Genomic DNA, 21,370 nt, shown 5'->3' on the forward strand with positions numbered 1-21,370 from the left:
ACCATAGTTAAAAGTCAATGCAAGCCTTTCGAATAAAGGCGTTGTTCTCTAAATTCTGACGTGCTTTCATTCCAAACAAGGTCGCTGATAATACTTTGATTCGGAGAAAAGTCAGTGGGTGCTTCGAGTAATATCTGTACCAAAGCTTGTTGATCGAAGTTCTCACAGGCTTGTCTCAACCTTTCAATAATACTTTCGTAATCTGACTCTGGTAGAAACACTTCTTTGGCGGTCATTATTCTTTCGTGTGCCGTGGTTTGAACATTTGATCCGATCAACAGCTCTTCATAAAGTTTTTCACCTGGTCTCAAACCTGTATATTCGATACCGATTTCTCCATGAGGATTTTGTTCAGACTTCAACTCCAGCCCGGACAGTCTGACTAAATTTTCGGCAAGGTCCGTAATTTTTACAGGCTCCCCCATATCCAAAACGAATACATCCCCCCCCTTCGCCATTGCACCAGCTTGTATTACTAGCTGAGCTGCTTCGGGAATTGTCATGAAATAACGGATAATATCAGGGTGTGTAACTGTAACAGGACCTCCTGCTCTTATCTGTTTCTTAAATAAGGGTATTACTGAGCCTGATGAACCTAGAACATTTCCAAACCGGACCATACTGAAGCAAGTATCACCGTTAACGCCATTAGCCTCTGAGAGAGCTTGTAAACACAGCTCGGCCATGCGTTTTGTTGCGCCCATTATATTGGTAGGTCTGACGGCCTTGTCTGTTGAAATAAGTACAAAATCAGACACGCCTGACGCTAAAGCAGATTTCGCGGCATTGTAGGTGCCAAAAATATTATTCTGAACGCCTTCAATGACATTGTATTCAACCAAAGGAACATGTTTATATGCAGCAGCATGGTATACTGTCTGAACACCAAAAGTCTGCATACAAATCAAAAGTCTTTTGTAGGATTGTACACTACCAAGTAACGGAACTATTTTAACGTCTATCTGCTGTTTTTTCAGTGTAGCTGTAAGCTCACGCTCTATCTTATAAAGTCCATACTCTGAAATTTCAAAAAGAAGTAGCGATTTGGGGTTTTGCTTGATTATCTGCCTGCAAAGCTCAGAACCAATAGAACCACCTGCTCCAGTCACCATTACAACTTTATTGTGGATTTTTGCCTGCATGAGACCAAGCTGAGGTTCTACTGGGTCGCGGCCTAATAAATCTTCAATATCAACATCTTTCAATTCATCGATCTTTGCCCTTCCCTCTACAATGTCCTTCATATCCGGGACGGTCAAAACCTCAGCAGCTAAAGGCACAAGAAGATCGAGTATCTCTTTTCTCCTTGAATGCGAAGCGCTTGGCACAGCTAAAAGAATTTGTTTTACCTCGTGACGCTCAACAAGGTGTTTAGCTCGACTTAGTGGACAAACATTAATGCCCATTATTACAGTACCAATTAACGTGCGATCCTGGTCGACAAAACCAACAACTCTGTGAGAATCGGAGTTTCTGAGTGACAGGGCTAATTGACGGCCGGCAGAGCCTGCCCCATAAATTAATACGGGTTTCTTTCCTCTGCCACCTACTTGATAGACTAGCACCCTGACAATTAGACGAGAGCCACCACATAGTAAACATAAAAAAGCGCCGTAAATTATTGGCAATGACCTAGGTATCGGAGCACTAAGATAAAATGCCAAAACAGCAACTGAAGCTGCTGAAATTAACGTACCAAAAGACACAACAGCTAGTGCATGAAAAGTTAGGTATCTTAAAACAGCCCTATACAAGCCCAGTTTCATAAATCCGAAAATTGTTACTGCTATGACACCAACCAGTAAATAAGGTATCTTTGGTGAATTAATCTTTACAATATCACCGATTCGTACCCAATATGCAGCGTAAAAAGAAATAAAGATAAATACAATATCAATCAAAACACTGATAAAGCGTTTCTTTATACGACTCAAATCAAATATAGTATCGAGAAAATTCATAAGTTTAACCATTAGGTTCTTAAAACTACATAGAACGAAAACGAGAACTAGCTGAAAAACTAGGACTTAAAAGGAAGCTCTAAAATGGAAGCTGCCATTCGATTCATGATGTTTTCTCGCCTATATTTATGTTTAAATGAATGCCGGTCTGTGGCCACCCCAAGTTTGAGTGCGCGCAGAGCTTTCTCTGCTTGAGAAGCATTAGATGGCGGAAAAACAGCAGCATTTACCACTTCGCTTTGTATAAATTCGGCTGCGTAACCTCCAACACCTGCTAGCATTGGTTTTCCGCTAGCTGCATACTCGAAAATCTTAGATGGGAGGACTTTTTTAAAAGCATCATAATCGTTTAAATGCAAAAATAAGACATCAGAATTTGAATAATATTCGATGAGCTTATCCCTTTTAACAGGAGGTAGAATAATCACATTTGAGTGCTCTTTAACTGAAGCTTCCAACAATGGCTTTCTTCCACCATCTCCCACAATAGTTATTCTATACTTATCACCGAGCCTTTTCGCAAGATCTGGGATAATAGTGTGAAGTCCCTGACCTTCTCCTATATTACCTGCGTATAGTATCTCTATTGGTTTTTCACTGTGAATATCATACTGATCAAAATTATAAGAGCTCTGCAAAAACTCGTCGTCTATGCCATTGGTAAAGAACGTGTATTCTGCATTGGGATAAGATGAAAAATATTTTCTAAACCCCTCAGATACCAAATTAATATGAGATGCCGAAGAAAAAGTATACCTCTCAATTCTTTTTAAAATAGGAGAGATCAGAAGATTTATTGCCTTAGGAAAAACGTCATTTATGGTATCAATAAATAAGTCTCGGATATCTAAATATAGTGGAATTCTATACTTATTACTTATCCTGGCACCTAGGAAGGCCGTAAATAAGCGTGAACTAGTTGAGAAGACAATATCATATCTGTTTTTCGAAACAATCTTCATCACTCTGTGGTAGAAAACTAGAAATGCTTTTGCTTGGTCAATAAAACCGCTCTTATGGCTAGGTAACTCTATCCGATGAACTGTCAGTCTTTTATTGACTTCATGTAAACTGACTTGCTCATCTAGTTCAAAGGAGGCATATCTATTGGGGTAAGTTGTAATTAGCTCAATTTCCAGGTCTTCATTATCTATTAAAGATTCAACTAGAGCGGTGGTTCGAAAAGAACCGGCACATAAATCTGGACGGTAATAAAAGCTTAGTAAAAGTAGTTTCATTAATTTTCCTCACAAAGCAATAGCTTTGTTTCGAGTTCACCTTCAAAAAAAGGAATCTCAAACTTGTAGTTATTAACGCTAATACCAAATTGAGGATGCCATGAACTTGGAACTAGATTAATTTTCTTATCAGAAGTAAATCTAAACTTCCTTCCTAACTTTGTGTGTAAAACCGCTTCATAGTCATTAGTTAGACTAACCTGAATGTCAGGGTGTATATGCAAGTTAAAGACACTTGAAAGAGGCTGACTGATTCTATCTACAACACTCAAAACTGAATTTTCAACTTTCAATTGTCTCTCATGTATCAATCCTTTTTTCAAGCGAGTGTAACCATCATGTTGCGCAGATATATTTACTGCTTCATTATCTACAGAACGGTACACAACTTTAGCGCGAGCTCTCTTTGCTACACGGAACCCCGACCAAACTTCGGAGGAATCCTGACCAAGAACTGTTACGGTGTTGTGTGCTGGTGTTTTTCGCTGGCGTAATCTCTCTTCGCTATTCCCATACAATGAAGTGCCTGAATTCACGAAAACACGTTCGTTACCTATCGAAAGCTCAAAGCTTAATGTGTCTGCATGAGAATGCCCCGGCAGATAGTCCGGACCTACGTTTCCGTGATCGAATATAAGGTGAAAATCACCATTTTTGATTCTAGTAAACCCAGTATCTTCTTTTACAAGAGCTTGAGCTTCGATATTGCGGCAGTACTCTATACCTAACAAGTCGGCGTAACTAAATATCTCATCGGGTGTACGCGCAATCCCTATCGCTGAATCATTAAAAAAGCTTACATTACCGTCTGGATGGATTAAATCGCGGAGCCATTCTAAAGCTCTTGCTGCCACTTCTAACCAATCAGACTGATATTTTCTTAGTGTATCGGAAGAGGATATGTTGCAAAGTTCGATTAGCTCGAGTAAATCCCAAAGCAATATGCAATGATACATGGGCGATAGCTCAAAGTGACCACCATCGGGCAAAAACTGCTCAGGCAATTGCGCTTCAATGGTCTCTAGGCCTTTCTCCATATATCTCATCCCTAAGTCGTGATTTATGAAAGCACCCGCAAAAACGAGAGCTTTAGCATTCGCGAAAAGGTGATTTCCGAGAAGATGGTATTCGAGTTGACGATTAAGAGCCTCGGTCTGTTTTACCAAGCTCTCAATATGCAAATCCGACTTTACTGGTTGTCGACTTAAATATTTTACCCAATTCACTATCCTTAGCGACAGGGGGTATGGCTCCCATCCATTACCATGGAATTCTGGGTTATGCTGAATCCAACTGCTAATTAAGGCATCATGTATAACCTGTCGCTCTTCGGATTTGATAGCATTAAGATCATCAAAATAATGAAGATTATAAAGCCATAACTTTTCTTTACTAGGGTCGTTCCAGTCAAGTGAGTCATTAAACTGACAAGACTCCTTAAGAAAGTTCATTATGCCATCGTTGCTTATAGACTGCATATATGGGAAATGGTTCACCCACTCCCAATTTTCCACACCACATTCAGGGGCTGTTAATTCCTTATTAAACAGACCAAATTTATACTTGATTCGATAATATATTTGGGAAAATTTCAAATATTTTATGGTATGCCAATACTGTAGTACTTTATTAAACATCAATCTTCACTTTGGAATATTACGGCCTTCAAGCCAATATTTAAAATATGTAATTTGCCACAACTTGTAAGAGTTATTTCGTTCACCACTAAAATGCTCTTTAGAGATTTCCAAGGCGTGTTCTATTGAGATGTATGGGCTTAGAGAATGAATAGTCTTATCAATGAAGTCTCTTCCCAGTTTGTCAATAACTCCATCTAAAGGCGGATTAAATCCTGTCTTTGGTCTTTGGACAAGTTCTTTCGGGAGAATCGCTTTTGCAATATTAAATAAAGGCAATTTTCCATATTTTCTATTCATCAGCTCTTTATTTCCCATGGATGAACCAGCTGCATATACACACTCATCCAATAAAGGAACTCTGAGCTCAATACTTGCAAGCATACTGGCTTTATCTGATACCATAAGATTGTGGGAAAGGAATCCGTAACGATCAAAATGCATCGCCAGTTTCAACTTATTACTTTTATCGCCAGTATATTTATCAGCTATTTCCTTTAACCGTTTGGAGTAGTCATTTTTTAAATGCTCTTCATTATCAAACAGCATACTGAGCTCATCCTGGCCAAAATAGCCTAGTAATCGACTATAGGCTAAAGGCCAATATTTCTCAGTTGCATAAGATAATAGACGGTCAATTTTCTTGTCAAAAGATTTCGGGTATAAACTGAACTTCTGACAAAGCTTTATTGGCATCTTTAACTTTGAAAGTACCGAATGGAAATTTACTATTTTATACCTTGGATATCCACAAAAAGCTTCGTCGCCCCCCATTCCACTCAACATGACAGTATAACCATTTTCTTTTGCTGCAGAAGCCAGCCGATAAGTTGGCCAAAATGTATAATCAGATATTAACTCTTCTGTATTTTTGGCCACAAACTCTATCTGACCAACCAAAGTATTTATATCAGCCCCATCATCTTTCATTTCAACAACTTTAACTTCTCTATCCAGTACTTTAGCTATTTTATGGGCATATTTCTTATCCAAATCGGCATTTATGTCAGACGAATATTCCGCAAAGAACAGGTCTGAATTTTTTGTTTTACTCGCGATTACTGTAGAATCTAGACCACCACTATAGAATAAGCCCAAAGGAACATCAGAATTAAGCTGTTTATCTACTGCCTCGTTAAGTTTTTTATCGAAATGTTCGTGACCTTCATTCTCAAAATCTTCTAATTTCTGAAATTCAACAAGAGTCTTTTCGAATGTTATCAGATCAATTTCTAGATAGTGTCCGGGTAGTAGTTTCTTTACTTCCTTGAGCCCAGTATTGGGCTCATAAACAAAACCATTGTTAAAGAACTCGTAAACATCTAACTGGTCTACCGAAAACTTTCCACTGCAAAAGTCATCAAGTCCTTTTATTTCAGAGCTACCAAAAACTTCACCGTCTTTTTCAGTGAGGTATATTGGCTTAATACCAATAAGATCGCGGACTATATAAGCTTTATTAGTTTTAGTATCAACAATAACAAAACCATACATTCCTTGAAGCATAGCAAATGCACTGACACCAAATTGGTTGTAAGCTTTTAATATTACTTCAGTATCAGAGGACCCGGTGAAATTAACTCCTAACGCTTCAAGATCTTTCTTTATTTTTTTGTAGTTGTATATTTCACCATTGAATATAATATCAACACCAGAGCTAAGCGACATAGGTTGGGCACCTAGTTCAGAAAGTTCGATCACGCTCAGTCTGTTGTGTCCCAACCCTATAAATGTGGATGATGCCTGATAATTTAGCTCACCACTTGAATCTGGTCCTCTATGATTCGTTTTATTTAGACTTAATTTTAATTCATTTATGTAACTTTTTTTTTGGCTAAAGTAAAAACTAATCCCACACATAAAAGAAAAAACCTATGAAACTAATAAAGACAAGTGTATTTGCAAAAAGAACTTTCTTTAAATTTATATAAAATAATTTGGAAGTCACTATAAAGAAAAGTGTATAAAAAATAAAATTAATAATTATAGACATGTATGCATAATTAAACACCCCATCAGAGTACAAAAGAAATATATACAGAATAGACGTCAAAAACAAAGAATGAATAATATTAAAGCCTATTAAGAATCTTTCTTTATTTAAAGCAACAATTTTTGGATAAAATATAATTGATATTGATGACATAATACCAATACAATAATAAGAAAATGCGCCGGGTGTTGAACCATTAAACTTTCCAAAATAGGAATTTATAATTAGATCACCAAATAAAATCCAAAAAATGCAGAGAACAAAATGCATAAGCATTATTGAAAAAAGTGTTCTATTTTCTATGTTGTCTACATTTTTAATTTCACCTCCACCAATTAAATTAATGATACCAGGACCAATGATTTTACCAACGGAGTTTATGAAAATTATTCCTATCTGCATAAAGATAAAAAAGAAACCATAGTAAGCTAATTTTATATCATTCCCATATAGTATCAGTGCTATTCTATCAGAGGACTGGACTATAAAAGATGATATAGTAAGCAAAAAATAGGGCCATCCTATGGTTACTACTTTTCTCAGTCGCTTTATTCTTAGTGGATTTCTATCATCACTCCAGTTTCTTTTAACTTTTCTGTCTATTAGATAATAAAACATCACAGCGAAAGTATAGGCCAAAAGTATTGAAACTAGTCCGCCAGCTATCCCATATCTTGAGACTAATATATATGCAAGTATTAGCTGCGAAAAAGCATATAATATCAACCCTGAGGTATAATAATAAAACCTACCATCGCATCTGAACTTCGACTGATAGAAAGTGTAGAGCAACATTGAAGTCGCAACCAAAGAAAGTAGGAAGCAATATAGAGGCTCTTCAACAAAGAATACACTAATACTTCCTACCAAGAGTATAAGATAAGCTATGAGCTTTAGTGATGTTTTGGTGAAGTTTTCTACATTTTTTGTACTTATTTGTTTTCCTAAAGTATATGGGTATCGCTTATTAAAATAACTTAGCGCACCAAAGTGAAGATAAGGAGACAACCTCACAAAGAAATACACAGCTGTCCATTTACCATAATCAGCAACAGTGAGTGTGCTCACCATTATAATCTCAAAAATATAAAGTGGTATCTTTGATATGAACTCACCAAATAATGATACCTTAAGACCAGTCCTAATATTTATCATTCTTTATATCTTGCTGTCTTTAAACTTAGAGCTAGACTTCATTATCATTCCAAGTATCATCCACAGTAAGATCTCGTTGTATAAATTAAATACGAATGCAGAATATATCAAAAAAGATACAGCACACCATTTTAAAAACCTGAAATTTTCATTCTTGTTTTGTAGACAAGAAAAAAACATCAAGAGTACAACCAATAAATATAGTGGACCTAGTATTACCCCAAAACTAATTATTGGATTTATATAGCTGAAATGTACATTCTTATAATTATTAACATCAGGGATGTTTGGATCAGAATATAGAAAAGTATATCTAAATCCGAAACCTGTACCTAAGACAATGTTTCCATCATTACTAGTCCATGCTCCAACCGCTGAGCTCAGTTCTTCTACTCTTCCAGAAGAGTATGTTTCTAAGGAAAAGTCGCTTCCTATGGAAAACTTATCAACAGCCTTATCAACTAATTCTGGAGAAATACTTATAGTAACTATAATAGCAGTGATAGAAATAGCTAGAAACTTCAGTAGTGTTTTATAGTAATAACGAATGAAGTGAGGAAAAAGAAACACACAACTTGAAAATATTAAAGCAACAAAAACACCTCGTTTACCCGACAAAAATATAACACCGAGAGTCATTGCACTCAACAATAGCTTATTTTTCGCCAAATAATAGAAAAATGAAAAAATCAGAACTTGACTAGCCAAGCCTAAGTAGATGTTTATACCCAATAATTTTGGTAACACATACATAGCCAAAATTACAATTGAATAAGAAAGCAGTGTTATATAACATAGACGCTCAAAAAAATACTCTGATACATGTTCTAATTCACTAGTTCTAAAATAGTAGTAAACTAATGGCCCAAGGAGAAAGTGCATTGCACCAGCAACAATGTCATAGATTGAGTTATCATTCAATAAACCTAGTGCAGATCCATATATTGAAATAGATAAAGCAACTATCAATACATAATCAAGCTTTCTCTCTTTATATATCCCCGTAACAAAGTAAATAAAAAAAGAACGAATATCGCTGGTTGTATTGACCTTAATAGAAAGGCACCAATTCCCACATCTCCATATAAAACTCTTACTAAATACAAAAACGGTGACACAGCATAAAAAAGTATCACCGAATGTAAGAGTATCGGAAGGTGGCTTTCCTTATTTGAAGCAGCCATCTTTTATCGCATAATTCCCTAATTCAGCAATTTTAAGAATATTATTAGATATGTTCTCTCCCAACATCTTCAGTTCATCCGAATTCTCAGGATTTTTCTTAGTTAAATAATCGAGAGGGAAAATATATCCCTTTACCAATCCCTCTAGCATAAATTTAACGACCGAGTCTTTGTAATCATCACTGCCAGAAGTACTTCTATTCGACATTGTTTCTAGGACTATACTCTCTAGATTCGCCAGCTCATCAAAGTGCTCCAATTTTTGAATCCCGAATCCAGGATCGTAATAGGCTTCACCAAATGAAATTAGTGGCTTACCGCGCATAATGGCCTCAAAACCCACTGAACCAGTCCAGGTAAGAACAATGTCTGACGCTTCAATAACATCGTTAGATGCGACATCGAATGGAGTTAAGATTACGTGCTTATTTTTTGCAAACAGTTTATAGAAATCCGACTTCCGCAAACCGGTTGCACTAGGGTGCTCTTTCGCCAAAATAATGACATTGCTATAATCATTATCAATGATCTTTTCAACAACACGATAAAAGTCAATAAAATCTCTATTTGTTCCCCAATAGTCAATACTACATTCCGGATAAAACTGAAGTGGAAAATAGAGAATTACTTTTCCTTGTTTTCTAGCTTCATCGACCGAAGTCAACCAATCATTATTTTGAAATCGCCTGAAAAACAACTGGTCTAAATCATGACAACTCATACAATGCTTTGCTGATACTGTGTTATAGTAGAAATTGTCTTTATCCTTTAACTTGGCAAAGTGATAGTAAGTTGTTTTCAGTTTTTCTTTTATATATTTAGTAAAAAACATAGAAAATGGACTTGTATTCCACATGAAGTCTCTTTGCATGTTAGGCATATAATGTTTAGAGACTAATTCCTTCCTTACACCTTTCACTTGCTCTTGTTCAACTGAGTCCAATTGTATTAACTCGCCTCGACAAGTAAGTCTTGAATAACCATTAACCATATTGTTAAGAAAACCAATATATTGACGTCCTCTTTTTCTTAAAACCCTATCGAATATATCCATAAGGTAAGAATCCATGACCATGCCAAACATATAGTCAATCTTATATTCGTCGATTATTCTTTCGGCAGCAATGGTCATAGCGTCAATTTTCTTTTGCGCTTCATCTTTAGGGAGTGTCTTCAGATACCTACAACGGGCAGCAACGGCGTCTGTATCTATATCACTTTCTGGCAACGTACCAAGTGTTACCATATCTTCATAGGCTTTGTAATAATATTCCATGATCCAAAGGCTTTCTAGGCCTTTATGATCACTAGCGTAAATAACATTGTCAAAGCAAGCAATCGATTCAGCAAGTGCATGAAAGAACTTATCAATTCTAGGTCTAGTGTATACTAAAACATTCATTAAATATTAACCTGTTTACTCATACTTTATTTAATTTGAAAAACCATCATCTACAATGATGTTTTGTCCAGTAATGTACCTAGACATATCAGATAGAAGAAAGAGGATTGCACCAACAACATCTTTCGCATCAAGCATGCCATGTCCATTCGTATTCTTTTTGTATTCATTCAAAAACGTTTCTGGTTGTTGGTCCATTATTCCGCCCGGGCTTACACAATTTATACGAAACCTACTATCTTTGACATACGCAACCACATACTTACTTAGATGCTGGATCGCCGATTTTATTGCCACATATTCAACTGGTGTTGTCATGTGTGTACCTGAATAAATATCAAATTTAGGTGCAATAACACCATAGATCGATGAGATATTAATAAGTGACAATGGCCTAAGTTGTCTTCTAAAAAGTGCAGCACATTGTTGAGTGAATAAGAATGTACTTCCCAGATGAAGCGAAAGGTTTTCGTTAAAGCTTTCTAAGGTCACATCATAAAAATGCTTACCGTAGGTTTTATTGCGAGGATACGTGGTGTTAACCGCACCATCAATCTCGCAGAATTGGGCAAATAGCGCTTTGACACTCGCCTCACTGGTGATATCGAGTTCTGTCAGCGTTAGTTCATCCTGAGTCACATTCACCCCATTCTCAACCAAGCGCTCACGCATCGCCTCAACATGTAGATCGGCGCCAATCACTTTCGCGCCTTGTGCCAACACAGCGGCCACCAACTTAGCTCCGAGAAGTCCTCCAGCACCAGCAATTAAAATCGTTTTATTTTCTAGCAACTGTTCCATTAGCCTCGCTCCTGCACTATAGCTTCTGCTAATTTGAAGTCATAAATATCATCAATGTCCACAGCACGCTCTTTAGGCACTTCAATGCTGGCCACTTTGCCACTAAACAAGCCATAGTTATTGAGCACAAACATTGGTGTTGCTACATAAACTACTGTTGTAATATCAAATATTCGAGGTGCATCTTGACGACGTGTCAAATCTCCATGCGGCTGATTTACTAGTTCCACCGACCCCGATTCCGTCTGCTTCACCATATTGAAATAAGGACTGCGACTCGAGGGAGTCACGGAAATACAGATATCAACTTGAGCATCAATACGCTTACTGATGGCCGCTTCGACATCATCAACACTGCGTAACGGGCTGGTGGCTGGCAAGCTAACAAAGCCGTCAAACGCACCATAATGGCTCTGCGCCCACTCAATTGCATGACGCCATGAGAGCCATTCAGGGCTGGTATCACTTGCTAACTCAACGGGACGGTCAATCACAACCGCCCCCCCACATCGAGCTACCTCAGCAATCTCTGGATCTTCGGTCGAAACAAACACCCGCTCTATCGAAGGCGCGGCCAAGGCAGTGTCAATCGAGTACTGCAGCAACGGCTTACCATCCAGAGGTTTTATGTTTTTACGTGGCAGCCCTTTTGAGCCGCCACGAACAAAGATAAATGCAAAATTTTTCATGTCGTTAACTAATCGAGTTAGGCTTAGTCTGTTTCTTAATTTGTTCTATAAGAGACACACTTAAGATAGCTTCAGGCAAGGTGATTACTTGATTGGCTTGTTGGTCAATGGCACGAACAAAATCACGCACCATTTCTAAATACATTTGGTTCTTGTCCCAATCAGGCTCGCTATACAGAACTCGACGACCTTGCCCATCGGTGAAGTAAATCGCATTGCCGATGAGATCCCATTCAACCACACCTTTGTTACCGACAAAGCGGCAGCGGCGATACGCTTGGCGCTGGAGGAAATCAAGATGCACCGTCACCACAGCGCCTTTAGCAGTCGTGGTCATAACGTCCGCGCTATCTTCAACATCGAGTCCAAGTTCGCTCGAAGAACGCAATATCGCATGTTGCAACACCAATGGTCCAAGCAGCCATTGACTATAATCAAACTCGTGGCTAAGTTCGAGTAGTGCGCCTCCGCCAAGTTCTGGACGAGCTGAAACACATTGTCGATAATCTTTACTTGGACGCCAATCAGGCAGGTACTGACCAATCTCAATATGCGCATGGTACAATTCACCTAGCAACTCCTGGTCAAACAGCACTTTCATCTTCCTTGCGGAGCTTAAGTAGCGTAAACAGTATCCAACTGAAACCAGGGCGCCATTTTGCGCTGCAGCTTCATTAATAGCCGAACAATCTCCACTACTAGTCGCCAAAGGCTTTTCAATAAGTACCGGGATCTTTGCTTTAATAAGTTCAATCGCATGATGCGCATGAAAAGGCGCCGGAGAGGCCACTATCACAAACTGCACTTGTTCCGAGATTAGTTGTTGGATACTCGAAACTAACTGATCGCAATCGCTGATTACCTCTTCAGGCAGCCTCCCACTGGCTGACATTGCCAATAATCTGGCTTTTGGGAACAGAAGCTTTAGATTGCGCCGATGGCGGGTAGCGATACTTCCAAGTCCAATTACTGCAACTTTATTAATTGAAGAAGGTTCGCTCATTTAATCCATTCCTAGTGTATGGATATCTGCTTGGGCACGATTAAAATCGTCCATTCGCCCAATATCCAGCCAGTACTCATGTATCGGGAACATCATGATATTATCTCGTTCAATCATATGTTGCTCGAGCAAAGCAGGCATATCTATATGATGATTGGCTGGTACAGAGTTAACCACACGCGGTGAAACCACATAAATGCCCGCATTGACAAAAAAGCGTTGGATCGGCTTTTCCACCATACCGACGATTTTTTTCCCCTCACCATTAATCACTCCATAGGGAATTTGATACTCATACTCGCGTACACACATTGTGGCATCTGCATCACTTTCCACATGGAAATCGAGTAAACGCTGAAAGTCGACGTTGGTTAGTACATCGCCATTCATCATGATCAGTGGCAAATCTTTCGGTAAGTCCTTCGGCAGCAACCCTAAAGCACCTCCAGTGCCCAGCGGCGTATCTTCATGCACGTAAGTGATACTCACACCAAGCGCACTCCCATCACCAAAATGCGCCATAATTACCTCTGGCATATAATGCGTTGAGATATAGAAGTTCTCAAAACCAGCTTTGATAAAACTGCGGACCAGAGTTTCCAAAATTGGCTTTTTGCCAATCTCTAGCATTGGTTTCGGGCAAGTATCAGTTAATGGGCGTAATCGTGTACCAAAACCACCCGCCATGATGAAAACTGGATTAGCATGCTTTGGTTTGTGTAATGCGCCGTGTAATGTTTCTAGACCAACCACAACGCCATCATTGTCAATCAAAGGGACCGATAAAATACCTCGCTGCTCCATCAGAGCAATCAAACTGCTACGTGAGGTTCCAATTGGCGCAAAAGTCGGCTCCGTGTTCATAACCTTATCAACGGTTTCAGTCAACGGCAGGCACTTCAATAAGCTACGACGAATATCGCCATCGGTAACCACACCAAGCAATCTCTGCGAATCGTCGACCACTAACACCACACGTAAGGCTTCATTGTCGATGATTTCCAGTGCATCTCGCACGGTGTTGTTTGGCTTAATCAACACATTGTTCCAACAATGGCTCATGGGTCACTTTTCCTTAATTTTCAATTTTTTTTATAATAGATCGCGCCGGATACGCAATATGAGCAGCCGCTAAATCGTGAGTCACTACCGCGCCTGCGCCGACAATGGCATCATCGCCCAAAGACAAACATTGAATTACCGTCGCGCCAGCTCCAACATAAACTTGCTTACCGGTGACGACTTGTCCACATAAGGTCGCACGTGGCGCAAGGTGATTATAAGCGCCTATGACACAATCGTGCTCAACCAATGCCGCGCTATTAATAATGCTGTGCGCACCAATATATGCCCCCGCTTGTACAATCGCTCCAGCCAAAATTTGCACCCCACTTTCAAGCGTGGCAAATGGCGAGATCTCAGCACTACTCGCAACAACTGAGGCAAACTGATAGCCCTTAGCAAGAAAGTCTTGATTAAGACGCTGGCGAAAACTTGATTTGGGCATCATGCCTAAACCGTTAACCAAATAGACCGATTCTGGCGCAAAGTGTTCGATATCATTGTCTTGGCGATAATGCAGTGTGCCCGCCCGCAATAGCTGAGCAAACAGCGCTCGCTCGGCAATCTCATCAGGGGCAATCACAGCAATAATCGTCGCACCTTGGCGCAGCAATAAGTCGGCTAATATGGCCGCATGACCACCACCGCCAATCAGTACAATCGGTCTATCGAATTTACTCAAGGATCAGGTCTCCAACTTGATAGTCTTTTCCTGCACGGCGTTTAAGTAAATCCCAGTAATGATATGGCGATTGACCTGTGCCTGGACGTTTGATCGTGACATTATCGGCATCAAAAGCCTCACCCGCTTTGATCGCGCGCGCCGCAACCAAACTTTTACGTGCTACCGCTTTGTTTTTAACTTCCGACACCGTCGGTGATTTCACCCGACTACCCAGCGCCACTTCTACTTGGCGAATGGCCGTAACCATCGACGATAATTCATGCGGCTCAAGGGAAGCTTTATGATCAGGTCCCTCCATGGTTTTGTCCAAGGTAAAATGCTTTTCAATCAATACTGCACCGCGGGCGACTGCTGCGATAGGAATAGTGATCCCCTCACTGTGATCAGAGTAACCAGCGGGTAAACCGAAAGCCAAACCCAAAGTGTCCATTACGCGCAAGTTTATCTCTTCTATTGGTGCCGGATATTCGGTGGTGCAATGTAAGATGGTTACTTTTTGTTGTAGCGCTTGTTGTCCCGACTCAGAGGCGTAGGCTTCTTGAAACGCTTGCAATGATGGCTCAGCGTCTGGCTCTGCGGTATAGCCAAAGGCAATCACGCCAAGCGCAGTCTCTATTTCAGCCATGGTGGCCATGCCTGTAGAAACAATCAAATCACAGCCCGTACGCGCATGCTCAAGAATCAATGGAGCATTGGTCAATTCGCCAGAGGGCAGCTTGAGACGTTTTAGGCCAAGATCATCGACCAAAAAGGCGAGGCTTTCTGAATCAAATGCGGTCGATAGAAACTCAATCCCCAACGACTGACAATGCTGCACCAGTTGATGATGCACGTCATAGGACAGCTCTAGTCGGCTCAGCATCGCCAATTGCGATTCTTCTTTTTGCGTATTGGTCACTTGGTATTCGGCTTGTTTGGCCTGCTCGGTCACCAAGTTTTTCGCTTTAAAGGTTTGGAATTTCACAATGTCCGCGCCCGCTTGATGTGCCGCATCGACTAACTGAAACGCTAAGGCTTCATCGCCGTTATGGTTCACACCGGCTTCAGCAATAATTAGGGTCATGGGTTACTCCACTCGCTTAAAAGCGACATCAAAAAAGGTTTTACATGGGTCAAACTGCAGTGATTTGATCATCTCAATCACCTGCCCGCCGCTGTCACCCTGCCCATAAGGGTTATCGATCACTTCACCGGCTTGGCAATAGCTACGTGATAAGGCTTGGCCAATGGCTGCACTGATCGCCTCTTGCGTCGGCGCACAATGTAAGACACTTTTCGCCGCCAAACGTCCTTTCTGGCGTGCGCCAATGTCAATGGTTGGCACATCAAAAGCCGGCACTTCAATGATGCCGCTGGATGAGTTACCAATTACCGCTGCTGCATGCTTCACCGCGCTCAAATAACGTACTTGACCTAATGACGGAATCGCCAGCACACGCTCGGGTTGCGCTTTGGCATAGGCTTCCAACAGCGGAATAATGCGGCGACCGCCGTCATCGGCGTTTGGGTAGGTCAAAATTACTTGGTGATCAGAGTGCGCATCAAGTGCGTCAAGCAGGGCTTGGAAAGAGGCTTCTGGTGCTTCATTACCAAGGGTAACCGGATGATAAGTGACCAAAAAATAGGGTTTATTCAGGGGGAAGTTAAGCGACTCACTCAACTCTGCTACCGACATAAATTGCGCACGTTTAAGGTGGTCAAGACCAATAGCCCCAACGTTACGCACGCGCTCTGGCGCTTCGCCAAGCTGGATCACGCGTTGACGGTACTCTTCGGTTGAGGTGCCGTGCAGATAACTGAGTTTGGTGATAGCGTGGCGAATAGCGTCATCGTACGCGCCTTCGGTGATCTCGCCCCCATGCAGATGCACAATAGGTATGCGTAAAATCATCGCGGTTTGCGCCGCGGCTAAGGCTTCAAAACGATCGCCTAATATCACGAGTACATCCGGCGCTAAACGCGCCAGGGCATCGGCAAAACCGAGTACCCCTAAGCCCATGCTTTTCGCTGTACCTACCGCTGAATCAGAAGAGAGTAAGATCTCAATTTTCTCATCAATGGTGAAGCCATCTCGCTCGATCTGTTGATAAGTTTCACCAAACTCTGGCGATAAGTGCATGCCTGAAACCAGCAACTGCAATTGCAATTCAGGATCATTTTGGATGTCTCTTAAAAGCCAAAAGAGCAGGCCATATTCTGCTCTTGTACCGGTAAACACCGCGACTTTCGTTTTGTGCGCTGACGCCATGTCATTCGCTCCTTGGTTCTGTTTTATGCAGCAGGTGGCAAAAGCCCAGTCTAGCTGGGCAAATCATTACCAACGCGTTACCTAGTGCTCAGCGTTAGCCTGCCAACAGCACAGGAGTGCTCGGTAAGTTAACTAAATGCGCTTCTATATATTCCGACTGAGTTAAATCGCCACGCGGCGCATCGGCAAACATCGGCAAACGGTGCATCAACTGCCAAATTGGACGGGTCATCACCCCGGCCTCATTCGTGCCCGCTAGCAGCGCATCGCGCATGTCACTGTCTGGGCAAATCACCGCATTAAGCCAATAGTTCGACTGCGCGTAACTTGGCTCGGTAACAAACGCAAAGTCACCGCCAGCAAAAAAGTCTTGATAACGTGCGGCTAACACGCGCTTTTGCTGCAAGTAGCTTTCCAACACCTCCATCTGCGCACAACCCAGCGCGGCATTGAGATTTGGCATGCGGTAGTTAAAACCCGCTTCATCATGGTAAAACTCAAAAGGATGCGGTACTTTCGCGGTCGTAGTGACGTGCTTAGTTCGTTTGCCATCTTCCAGATCGCGACACAGCACCATACCACCACCACCTGTGGTGATGATCTTGTTGCCGTTAAAACTGACTGCACCAAACTCGCCCAATGTACCGGTGTGCTTGCCTTTGTAGAATGAGCCAAGGCTTTCAGCGGCATCTTCTACTAGCGCAAGTTGCCACTTATGACACACAGCGAGCAGCTCATCCAATTCTACCGGATGGCCAAACGTGTGCATTGGCACCACCGCTTTAATGCGCTGTTTGCGGCCTTTATGAACACAGCCTTGCGCGGTAATTTCTGCATGTTCCTCAAGGTAGTGCTCCAGTGCTTTTGGACACAAGCCAAGGCTCACCGGTGATACATCAACAAAAATCGGCTCTGCGCCCATGTGGTAAAGCGCGTTACAGGTCGCGACAAACGTCAGCGCTTGGGTCACAACCAAATCACCACGTTCCACGCCAGCCATATACAGCGCCGCATGCAGGGCCGCGGTCCCATTGACGGTTGCCACTGCTTTCGCTGTGCCAGTAAAGGCTTCCATTTTGTGTTCAAAATCGTCGACAAATTTACCTACGCTAGAGACGAAAGTACTGTCGATGGTTTCCATCACATACGCTTTTTCATTGCCATTAAAGGTTGGGGCGTGCAACGGAATGAAATCGTTGGTTTGGTAAGTGTCGCGAACAAACTCGACAATCGAGGATGGTTTCATGCTCATTCCTTACATCTTGCCGTCGAGGTACTTGCCTGTCTCTTTGTGACCAAAGTCTGGGATCATGGCAAAAAACAGCTCAACAATTTGCTCTTTAGTCCAAACGCGATCGGTTTTCATCTGCGCGATGGTCGACTCAAACAAGGCCAGTTTCTCTGGCTCGTAAAGCGGCTCATTTTTTATCACGCCAAGGTTGTCAAAGCGCGCCATGTCGAGGGTTTCATTGTCGGTAAAGAACTCTTCGAAATCTTTCTCACCCGTGGTGTCACTTTCGGTGAATAAACATGGCCATTTGCCTTGTGCCGGGAGGGTATGCACCAGCTCACGCGCTTCATCTTCATCCGCGCACAAGTGTGGCTCATAGCCGCGCTGCTTGAGGTATTTCACCGCAATGTCAGCAAAGGTGATCAGGTGTAGTGCTTCACTCAGTTTCGGGAAGAAGATGTCACGATTTTCACCAAAAATGCACGACATCAGACACAACTCGCCTGATTCTTGTGGCGTCACGAAGTAACGCTTAATGTCGTTTGGCGCCACAATCGGCTGATTCTTTTGCAAGCGCTGGTTAAAGCCATGCAGCAAAGAGCCATCGGAAAATGCCACGTTGGCGAAACGCGCAGTAGAAATCGCAATTTGCTCGCTCTTGCGCATCAAGAACATTTCCATGATGCGTTTAGAAGCGCCCATCATGTTGACTGGGTTCGCCGCTTTATCGGTTGATACGCAGAAGTATTTTTTCACGCCCGCATCAATCGACTGCTGAATGGTTTTGTCGGTGTTGAACACGTTGACATCAATCATGCGCATCAGCGTGAACGGGTCTTTTTCACTACGCACATGCTTGAGCGCAGACAAGTTCAACACATAGTCGTACTGACCATCGGCTTTAATGAACGCGTCGTACTCGACTGAGCCAATGTCAAGAGCAAAGGTTTGGAAGTCACCATCAATGTAGCCGAATGAGCTGCGAATATCGCGCACCAATTCCACCATGTTGTTCTCACTGATATCGACAACATGAAGCTTTTTCGGATGACGCTTGAAGATCTCTTTTGTCACCGCTTGGCCAATTGAGCCTGCGCCACCAAGAACTAGGAAACGAGAACTACTAACGATTGTCTTTAAATCGGAGTCACGGGAAATTATGTCAGAAGCGAAGAGCTCTTCGCTTCTTCCTATCAGGCTCAGAATCATGAGCACCTCATTAGTTAAAATCAAACTTACTTTTCATTTCGTCTAAATGCGAGAAATATCGAGGCAATAAAACCTACAAAAAGTCCAAGAATTGTTCCACCAAAAATAATTAATAGTGATTTAGGAGAGTCAGGGGATAATTCATATTTAGGAGCTTCCAGATAGAAATATGTATAAAATTGATTATCTCTTTCAATCTTAATACTTCTTATCTCGGACAGTTTCGCACTGTAAGTTGCCAACTCTGGCTCAACAACACTGAGGTTTTTCAATTCTCGCAATGCCTGGATTTGAGCTTCTATACTTTTCGAACCTTGACTTACATTAAAGTCTTCTTTACTCGTGTAGTTTTTTAGCGGTTGCGATATGCCTACAGTGGTGGCTATTTTCAAAGCTAGGCTCGCCTCGTCAATTTTCATCTCTAACTTTTTTTTCGCCTGAGCACTTACTATATTCATAGCTGCTTCTAGTTCCACTTCCTTAGTTGCAATAAGAGCATTCAGAGAATTGACAAGCCTAAGACTAAGTTTTGAGTTCACATAGCTTATGTAATCTTCTAATAATTTAAGACTAGACTCTTGACTTGTGGATTGAAATCTCAAAACATAAGAGCTTTTATCTTTTTTGTTTACTGGAGTAGCAGAAATCCTTTTAAACCACACCTCATTAAAAATAGCATCATTTCCCAATCCGGCCTTATCTTTAATGGATATAGCCATTTCGTTACTTTCAAAAAATGACTTCTTTATACTATTTGAATTAAAAAGAACTATAAATTTCTTAAAAATCTCACCACCGTCAGATAGCTCACCAAGCTCATCATCTACAACCTTTTCGGTTTCATCGGCAGAGTCTTTGACAAAAAATGATTTGAACTTATTCACTTGATTTCGAAATTCAAAAATTTCCTGTGGCAATGGTTTTGAAACTATGGCTTCAGATGTCCAATACTCTTGAGCAGTAGCAACATAAAGCATAGATAAAATAAAAAACAATCCCGAAAAAGAAAGCACAGTTAATTTACTTTTCTTTACAATTCTTACCAATAAATCAATATCTATTTCACCATTGGAGTTTGCAGCTAATCTAAGGTTGTTGTTGTCTTTTTCCACTAGAATCCCTTACAAAATTTGACACGCTACCGCCCTTAGGTGTCGCTCCCAAAGTACGCGATAGCATCTATGTTTGGTTTGACTACTTCTTACGAAGCGCCTTGTTTTCCGTTGATACTTCAACCTGACGGCTGATCAGGTTGATCAACAATATCGAACGCAATTCCCCGTCAGCCTCTTTATATATTGCGTCTGTCCCTTCAAATTGACCCGAGAGCACTTCCACTTGGTCACCAGGTTTGAACACATCGCCCAGTGCTTCACGCTGCTCATCGCTATCTTCATGGGACATTAGATGGGTGATTAGCTCTACAGGCACTAGGGTTGGCACTGCCCCCTGTCGAACGAAGTCAACCACACCACGCGTTGAACGCACGGTAGTGTATGAGATTTTTTCAGGATCAAAGGAAGCGAATACATAATTAGGAAAGAGCGGCTCCAATTCACTGGATCGCTTTCCTCGGCGGATTTTTTCTACTGTCACCTGGGGATAGTAACAATCGACGCCTTGTCGTTTAAGGTGCTGCTCAGCGCGTTGTTGCTCGCTGCGTTTACAATAGAGCAGATACCATGGATTCATTTCTTGTTCTCGTCGATTACATTGCTAGCCAGTTTTGCATCGTCTTTGCGAAGCAACTCAAGAGTATATTAGGCTGGCCTTGGCGCAGCAAGCATACAGCCCTCAACTGCGTAAATAGTCTGCTCTGCTTCATAGTTTGGATTGCAGGGATTGAGTTTTTTTCAAAGGACAAAGAAAAAC

The 21,370-nt window shown here is 41.4% G+C and carries 18 protein-coding genes; all 18 read right to left on the reverse strand.

Features of this window, described 5'->3' with window-relative positions; genetic code table 11:
* Nucleotides 1-14 precede the first annotated feature (14 nt).
* Nucleotides 15-1,961 (reverse strand): nucleoside-diphosphate sugar epimerase/dehydratase, encoded by a 1,947-nt coding sequence (locus tag G5S52_RS12630; protein ID WP_165014041.1) that lies wholly within the window; start codon nucleotides 1,959-1,961, stop codon nucleotides 15-17.
* A 59-nt stretch (nucleotides 1,962-2,020) separates the two neighbouring features.
* On the reverse strand, nucleotides 2,021-3,199 hold the full coding sequence (locus G5S52_RS12635) for a glycosyltransferase family 4 protein (protein WP_165014043.1): 1,179 nt from the start codon (nucleotides 3,197-3,199) through the stop codon (nucleotides 2,021-2,023).
* A complete protein-coding gene (locus tag G5S52_RS12640) occupies nucleotides 3,199-4,836 on the reverse strand; it encodes a heparinase II/III family protein (RefSeq protein ID WP_165014045.1) in 1,638 nt (545 codons plus the stop codon). Before G5S52_RS12640 ends, G5S52_RS12635 begins: the two co-directional genes overlap by 1 nt.
* A 6-nt stretch (nucleotides 4,837-4,842) precedes the next feature.
* Complete coding sequence (asnB, locus tag G5S52_RS12645; protein ID WP_165014047.1) at nucleotides 4,843-6,696, reverse strand: asparagine synthase (glutamine-hydrolyzing); 1,854 nt, start codon at nucleotides 6,694-6,696, stop codon at nucleotides 4,843-4,845.
* Nucleotides 6,683-7,900 carry an MATE family efflux transporter gene (locus tag G5S52_RS12650; protein ID WP_165014049.1) on the reverse strand — a complete coding sequence of 406 codons (1,218 nt, stop codon included), beginning with the start codon at nucleotides 7,898-7,900 and terminating at the stop codon, nucleotides 6,683-6,685. The genes asnB and G5S52_RS12650 overlap by 14 nt, the downstream gene beginning before the upstream one ends.
* An 87-nt stretch (nucleotides 7,901-7,987) precedes the next feature.
* Complete coding sequence (locus G5S52_RS12655) at nucleotides 7,988-8,953, reverse strand: hypothetical protein (protein WP_165014051.1); 966 nt, start codon at nucleotides 8,951-8,953, stop codon at nucleotides 7,988-7,990.
* 198 nt (nucleotides 8,954-9,151) lie between these two features.
* The gene (locus G5S52_RS12660) at nucleotides 9,152-10,570 is read right to left on the reverse strand and encodes a capsular polysaccharide export protein, LipB/KpsS family (RefSeq protein WP_165014053.1); all 1,419 of its coding nucleotides are present in this window, start codon (nucleotides 10,568-10,570) and stop codon (nucleotides 9,152-9,154) included.
* Between the two features lie 30 nt (nucleotides 10,571-10,600).
* Nucleotides 10,601-11,371: an oxidoreductase gene (locus G5S52_RS12665; protein WP_165014055.1), complete on the reverse strand. Its 771-nt coding sequence runs from the start codon at nucleotides 11,369-11,371 to the stop codon at nucleotides 10,601-10,603.
* Nucleotides 11,371-12,060, reverse strand: coding sequence for an acylneuraminate cytidylyltransferase family protein (locus tag G5S52_RS12670; RefSeq protein ID WP_165014057.1), 690 nt, complete (start codon nucleotides 12,058-12,060; stop codon nucleotides 11,371-11,373). Before G5S52_RS12670 ends, G5S52_RS12665 begins: the two co-directional genes overlap by 1 nt.
* Before the next feature lie 4 nt (nucleotides 12,061-12,064).
* Nucleotides 12,065-13,063, reverse strand: a complete 999-nt coding sequence (locus G5S52_RS12675; protein ID WP_205743891.1) for a Gfo/Idh/MocA family protein — start codon at nucleotides 13,061-13,063, stop codon at nucleotides 12,065-12,067.
* Nucleotides 13,064-14,125, reverse strand: coding sequence for a nucleotidyltransferase family protein (locus G5S52_RS12680; RefSeq protein WP_165014059.1), 1,062 nt, complete (start codon nucleotides 14,123-14,125; stop codon nucleotides 13,064-13,066).
* A 13-nt stretch (nucleotides 14,126-14,138) separates the two neighbouring features.
* A complete protein-coding gene (locus G5S52_RS12685) occupies nucleotides 14,139-14,807 on the reverse strand; it encodes an acetyltransferase (protein ID WP_165014061.1) in 669 nt (222 codons plus the stop codon).
* Nucleotides 14,800-15,873, reverse strand: coding sequence for an N-acetylneuraminate synthase (gene neuB / locus G5S52_RS12690; protein WP_165014063.1), 1,074 nt, complete (start codon nucleotides 15,871-15,873; stop codon nucleotides 14,800-14,802). The genes G5S52_RS12685 and neuB overlap by 8 nt, the downstream gene beginning before the upstream one ends.
* 3 nt (nucleotides 15,874-15,876) lie before the next feature.
* Nucleotides 15,877-17,058 (reverse strand): UDP-N-acetylglucosamine 2-epimerase, encoded by a 1,182-nt coding sequence (gene neuC, locus G5S52_RS12695; RefSeq protein ID WP_165014065.1) that lies wholly within the window; start codon nucleotides 17,056-17,058, stop codon nucleotides 15,877-15,879.
* Between the two features lie 94 nt (nucleotides 17,059-17,152).
* Nucleotides 17,153-18,304 (reverse strand): LegC family aminotransferase, encoded by a 1,152-nt coding sequence (locus G5S52_RS12700; RefSeq protein ID WP_165014067.1) that lies wholly within the window; start codon nucleotides 18,302-18,304, stop codon nucleotides 17,153-17,155.
* Nucleotides 18,305-18,313: 9 nt separating this feature from the next.
* Nucleotides 18,314-19,504, reverse strand: coding sequence for a UDP-N-acetylglucosamine 4,6-dehydratase (locus G5S52_RS12705; RefSeq protein ID WP_165014665.1), 1,191 nt, complete (start codon nucleotides 19,502-19,504; stop codon nucleotides 18,314-18,316).
* 20 nt (nucleotides 19,505-19,524) lie between these two features.
* The gene (locus G5S52_RS12710) at nucleotides 19,525-20,610 is read right to left on the reverse strand and encodes a Wzz/FepE/Etk N-terminal domain-containing protein (RefSeq protein ID WP_165014069.1); all 1,086 of its coding nucleotides are present in this window, start codon (nucleotides 20,608-20,610) and stop codon (nucleotides 19,525-19,527) included.
* An 82-nt stretch (nucleotides 20,611-20,692) separates the two neighbouring features.
* Nucleotides 20,693-21,190: a transcription/translation regulatory transformer protein RfaH gene (gene rfaH, locus G5S52_RS12715; protein ID WP_165014071.1), complete on the reverse strand. Its 498-nt coding sequence runs from the start codon at nucleotides 21,188-21,190 to the stop codon at nucleotides 20,693-20,695.
* Nucleotides 21,191-21,370 lie beyond the last annotated feature (180 nt).

This window comes from Grimontia sedimenti (assembly GCF_011045095.1).
Taxonomy (GTDB): domain Bacteria; phylum Pseudomonadota; class Gammaproteobacteria; order Enterobacterales; family Vibrionaceae; genus Enterovibrio; species Enterovibrio sedimenti.